This window comes from Gemmatimonadota bacterium (genome assembly GCA_022560615.1).
In the GTDB taxonomy this organism is placed as follows: domain Bacteria; phylum Gemmatimonadota; class Gemmatimonadetes; order Longimicrobiales; family Gaopeijiaceae; genus UBA1138.
Window position 1 is genome coordinate 1 of record JADFSR010000089.1, and the last position, 4,959, is coordinate 4,959.

A 4,959-nucleotide genomic window follows, 5' to 3' on the forward strand; every position below is an offset into this window, starting at 1 on the left:
GGCAGCGCAGTAGTCATTCTCGGGCTCTCGATCCACCTCTTCTTGCCGATTCGCGCCGGACTGGACCCGGTCATCAACGAGGCGGCTCCGACGTGCCCCGATATCGGCTCAGCGCTGGCCGCGGTCGTCACCTACGGCAAGGCGGGTTGCGCCGCTCTGGCGGAAGCGCTCAACCGCAGCCAGTACGACAAGCCTGCGATGCTGCCTCGCCTCGCTCCGCTGTCTTCCCAGCTCGCCAACTACCTACAGTACTTCGACTGGCAGTGGGCACGCTCGCTCGACGGAACGACGACCGTCTTCGCGAACCTGCGCCTTCCGTTCACGATGCTCTTCACGGGCCTCGGTGTCTGGGGCGCGATTGAGCACGCCCGGCGCGACCGCGCGAGCTTCGTTTACTTCGCGACGCTCCTCGCCACGCTCTCTGCGGCGTTGGTCTACTACCTGAACTTCAAGTACGGGTACTCGCTCCAGAGTCCGGTCCCGGACCGTGCGCTCCACGAAGTGAGAGAGCGGGACTATTTCTTCGTGGTGAGCTTCTCCGTGTGGGGGCTGTGGGCAGGCATGGGCATCGCTACGCTTTGGAAAGAGGTTGCGTTCGAAGCCCGTACGACGCTGCGCAAGGCGAGCCCGGTGCTCGCTTTGGCGCTGATTCCTCTGGCCCTCAACTGGGGATGGGCCACCCGCTCCTACGACTACTCTGCGCGCGACTGGGCCTACAATCTCCTCATGAGCGTCGAGCCCTATTCCATACTCTTCACCAACGGCGACAACGACACCTTCCCGCTCTGGTACCTGCAGGAGGTAGAAGGCATCCGGCGGGATGTCACCGTCATCGTGACGTCGTACCTGAACACCGACTGGTACACGAAACAGCTCAAGCACCTGACCGAACCCTGCAAGGACGGAGTCGACCCGTCCACCGACTGGACCGTCGTGCAGTGCCAGCGGCCGTACACCGCGGAGAACACCGCCGCCGCATACGTGCTCTCGGCAGATCAGGCCGGAGACAAGATTCCGATCTTGGTCGACACAATGGACAAGCCGACTAAATCGATCCTTTCGTTGACGGACGAACAGATCGAGGAGGCGGCGGGGACGTATGCCCCCATCGACGAGGCCGTCACGATTCGAATCGGCAACATCGAGGCACGGCTCTCGGGTGGACAGTACTTCGCCCCCTGGAAGCGCTTCGCGTTGATGCTGATGATCGAGTCGATCGACGAGCGTCCCATCTACTTCGCGTCGAGCGGAAACGCCGCGACTTCCCTGGGCGTTCAGCCGTACCTCGTGCGGCAAGGACTCGCCTTCCGGCTCAACAACGGACCCCTTTCAGCCGACGGCGACCACGGGTTCACGCGCCTGTTGGCGTCCCCGTACTCGGCCGTGACCGGAGAGTGGTTGGACGTCGAGCGCACGCGGACACTTCTCGACGAAGTCTTCGTCCATCGCGAAGGCCTCCCCGACTCATGGGATCACTGGCCGGACATCGCCACTCTCGGCATCCCGAACTATTACTCGTGGGTCTACATGGCTCTGGTTCAGGAGGCGATCCAGCGCAACGACGTCGAAGCGCTCGACCGTTATCGAGCGCGCGCGGAAGCGTGGTCTTCGCTGGGAACGTAGCAGCCCGTGGTAGTAATAGAGTGGACCGCGTTCCAGTGCCGCGGCCCCGGCTCCTAGGCGAAGCGACGACGCCATAGCCGTCGCTACGGCTAGGTATCATAGGGGCCTGGCGTCCGCTGCCGGACGAATCGATCGACAAGGCAGGCCGAAGATGAAAAGGCGTTCTCCCCCTGGAGTGGGTGCACTCTTGAGAGTGCGAGGAAAGAACCCACGAACCGAAGAGGAGAACGCCGATGGACAGGTATATCGGACTGGACGTACACGCGTCAAGCTGCACGCTGGCGGTCATCGGACCGAGTGGCAAACGACTGAGCACGCAAGTGGTGGAGACGAATGCTGCGACGTTGATCGAGGTTCTGCGCGGGATCCCGAAGCGTCGCCACCTGTGCATGGAAGAAGGGACGCTGTCGGAGTGGTTACACGAAGTGCTGGAGCCACACGTCGACGAGCTGGTCGTGACGGGAGTCGGCAAGAAGAGCCGGGGCCCGAAGAGCGACAAGCAAGACGCGTTAGGGCTAGCCGAGCAGCTCAGGATCGGCGCGATCAAGACGCGGGTCTACAAGGGGCGCGGCGAGTTCGGGCGGTTGGGCAATCTGGCGAAGGCCTACGGCTTCGTGGTGGGCGACACAGTGCGGGTGAAGAACCGTCTGAGGAGCGTGCTGCGCTCGAGGGGTGTGGCGTACGGAGCGGGCCAGTCGGTGTACGCGAAGCGCGAGCGGGCACATTGGCTGGGCGAGTTACCGGCGGCGACGAGAACACTGGCCGAGCTGCTGTACGAAGAGCACGACGCGCTTGTGGCTCTGCGCGAGAAGGCGGAGAAGACGATGCTGGCCGAGGCAAGGAAGCATCGGCAGTGGCATGTGCTGAAGACGTGTCCGGGACTGGGCCCGATTCGGATCGCGGAGCTCCTGCCGGTTATAGTGACACCGTACCGGTTCAGAAGCCGGAGCGGATTCTGGGCGTACTGCGGGCTGGGCATTGTGATGCGGACCTCGTCGGACTGGATGCGGAACCCGAGCGGGCAGTGGGTGAAGACACCGGTGCAGCAGACCCGGGGCCTAAACCGGAACTTCAACCGCACGCTGAAGCGAGTGTTCAAGGGCGCGGCGACGACGGTGATCGGTCGGGCCGAAGACGGACCCCTGTACCGACACTATCAGAGTCTGCTGGACGGCGGCACGAAGCCGAACCTGGCGAAGCTGACGATCGCGCGTCAGATCGCCTCGATCACGCTGGCGCTATGGCGCACAGGCGAGAGGTACGACGCAACGAGACTGGAAGCTACGCAGTAGACCGGGCCAGGAACGACGAACGTGAGGTGGCAAGCTGCGTTCGAGAAGACAGGTCCGACGAACCGAAAGCGAACCGGTTGCAGGGGCAAGCATCCATTGAAGCACTGGGCTGGGCCGAGAGGTCCGAGTCCCCACGGCTAGGTTATGCACCCCTGGAGAGCCGAACGAAGCGATGGGCCGAAGACGAGCCCCAGATAGAAGGATGGTTCCCGCTCTGGAGCGGAGAATGCCACGGCTGTAAAGGACTTTCGGACTGCGATACGGACCCGACGGACGTACCCACCCCGGGTCGTCTAACCGGCCATCGAAAGAAAGCGGACGCCTGCGGCAAAAACATGAGCCGACGGCGTGTTGTAGACGTGCGTCTTGACCGCTGGCCCCATAGAAGGAGCTTCAACGACGGGGGGCACCCGCGCCGGAGGCGTGGGTCGGCGCCGTGCCACCGCAACCCACGACCAGGAGAGTCATGCCACACATAGTGAAGGGCGCAGGGGGGTCGCGGCCCTGGAGGTCGTCTCTCCTCCTCGCCGTAGCTGAGCTACGACTCGTCGTCGTTCCTACTCCAGGTCTCGCGAGACCCCCGGGTACCCGCTTGCGGGTGGAGGCCCACTGTACTTCTTCAACAGCCTTCTAGTGGCCGAGGCTCGGATCGGCAAGGAGTTCTACGACTCCAGCGACTACTTCGAGAATCGCAGGACCGCGCATCTCACCGACCATGAGAGCGCGTTCCAAAAGTATCGCGTTGCGAAGGTACTCGCCCTACATCGTCCAGGACCCGATGACCGGGTGGCCGACTTCGGCTGCGGATGGGGAACGTTCGGCTTCGCGCTGGCGGAGGGCGTGCGGGAGGTCGTCGGCGTCGATTTCAGCGAACGATCGATCGAGATCTGCGTACAACGCCTGGAAGACTCACCGCACGAAAATATGCGATTTCTCTGTGCGGACGCGGGCAATACAGGCCTCGAGTCCAATGCCTACGACTTAGTGCTCGCCGCCGATCTGTTCGAGCACCTGTATCCCGAAGACTCCGTAAGCGTGGCTCGCGAGGCCTTCCGGGTCCTCGCCCCAGGGGGCAGATTCTCGACTTGGACACCCCACCGGGGCCACATCCTGGAAGTCCTGAAGAACCACGATATCATTCTCAAGCGGGACATCAGCCACGTGGACTACAAATCGATGGCCGACATGAAGAGTTTGTTGACGAACGCGGGCTTTGAAATCGAGAAGGCCTACTACGCTGAGTCTCACCTACCGGGTCTACGCATCGCCGAGCGCATTCTCCAGCCTGTGGTCCCACTCCTCCGCAGACGCATCGCGGTGCTGGGTCGGAAGCCGGGAGGGTAGGGGCCTCCGATGGGATGGGAGATCGAGCGGCGCTTCCTGGTGCGCGTGGCCGAATCGCTCTGGTTCCAGCTCGGTACGGGCCACCATCTGCGGCAGGGCTACGTCCGGAATGGCGAGCCCTCGGTCCGCATTCGGTTCGGGGAGCCGCGCGGCCCGGTCCTCACCTGCAAGAGTGGAGAGGGCATCCGTCGCAGCGAGGTCGAAGCCGTCATCCCGGAAGACGTCGCCCAAGCGCTCTTCCTGGCGGCGGAAGAACGCACGATCGAGAAAATGCGCTGGAAGCTGGGTCCTTGGGAGCTCGATCGCTTCTTCGGGCCACTGGAGGGACTCTCGCTCCTGGAGATCGAACTGAAGGCGGAGGACGACGCCATCCCCGAGTCGCCCGAAGGAGTACAGATTCTTCGTGAGGTCACCGATGACAAACGGTTTGTCAATGGCTATTTAGCTCGTCTGAAGACGAAGAAGCAGCGCAGCTTCGTGAAGAAGGCATACAAGGAGGTGAAGGGATGGAAAGGGCTAAACGACTAGCGTTGTTCGTTGGAGTCTTGGTCGTCGCGGGGTGCACCATGATCGGCTCGCCCTCGCTCGAGAATCCGCCGCCGCCAGAGGACTTCCCGGATGGGGTCCCGTACGACGAGCCCGCCAGCCGGGGCGGAAACATGGCGGAGTACGAGCAGAGTGGGCACACCTATCGGATACT

At 63.0% G+C, this 4,959-nt stretch carries 5 protein-coding genes; all 5 read left to right on the forward strand.

The window, feature by feature from the left end; all coding sequences use genetic code 11:
• The coding region (locus IIB36_20255) for a hypothetical protein (protein ID MCH7534072.1) at positions 1-1,623 on the forward strand (1,623 nt) is incomplete at its 5' end.
• Between the two features lie 233 nt (positions 1,624-1,856).
• Positions 1,857-2,915, forward strand: a complete 1,059-nt coding sequence (locus IIB36_20260) for a transposase (protein MCH7534073.1) — start codon at positions 1,857-1,859, stop codon at positions 2,913-2,915.
• A gap of 633 nt (positions 2,916-3,548) precedes the next feature.
• Positions 3,549-4,259 carry a methyltransferase domain-containing protein gene (locus IIB36_20265; protein ID MCH7534074.1) on the forward strand — a complete coding sequence of 237 codons (711 nt, stop codon included), beginning with the start codon at positions 3,549-3,551 and terminating at the stop codon, positions 4,257-4,259.
• Positions 4,260-4,268: 9 nt separating this feature from the next.
• Complete coding sequence (locus IIB36_20270) at positions 4,269-4,787, forward strand: adenylate cyclase (protein MCH7534075.1); 519 nt, start codon at positions 4,269-4,271, stop codon at positions 4,785-4,787.
• The coding region (locus IIB36_20275; GenBank protein MCH7534076.1) for a septal ring lytic transglycosylase RlpA family lipoprotein at positions 4,766-4,959 on the forward strand (194 nt) is incomplete at its 3' end. The genes IIB36_20270 and IIB36_20275, both read left to right, overlap by 22 nt.

Bases quoted from the DNA above. Each gene is read 5' to 3' on its own strand.
- IIB36_20270 (MCH7534075.1), top strand. From the start codon at position 4,269: ATGGGATGGGAGATCGAGCGGCGCTTCCTGGTGCGCGTGGCCGAATCG.
- IIB36_20260 (MCH7534073.1), top strand. From the start codon at position 1,857: ATGGACAGGTATATCGGACTGGACGTACACGCGTCAAGCTGCACGCTG.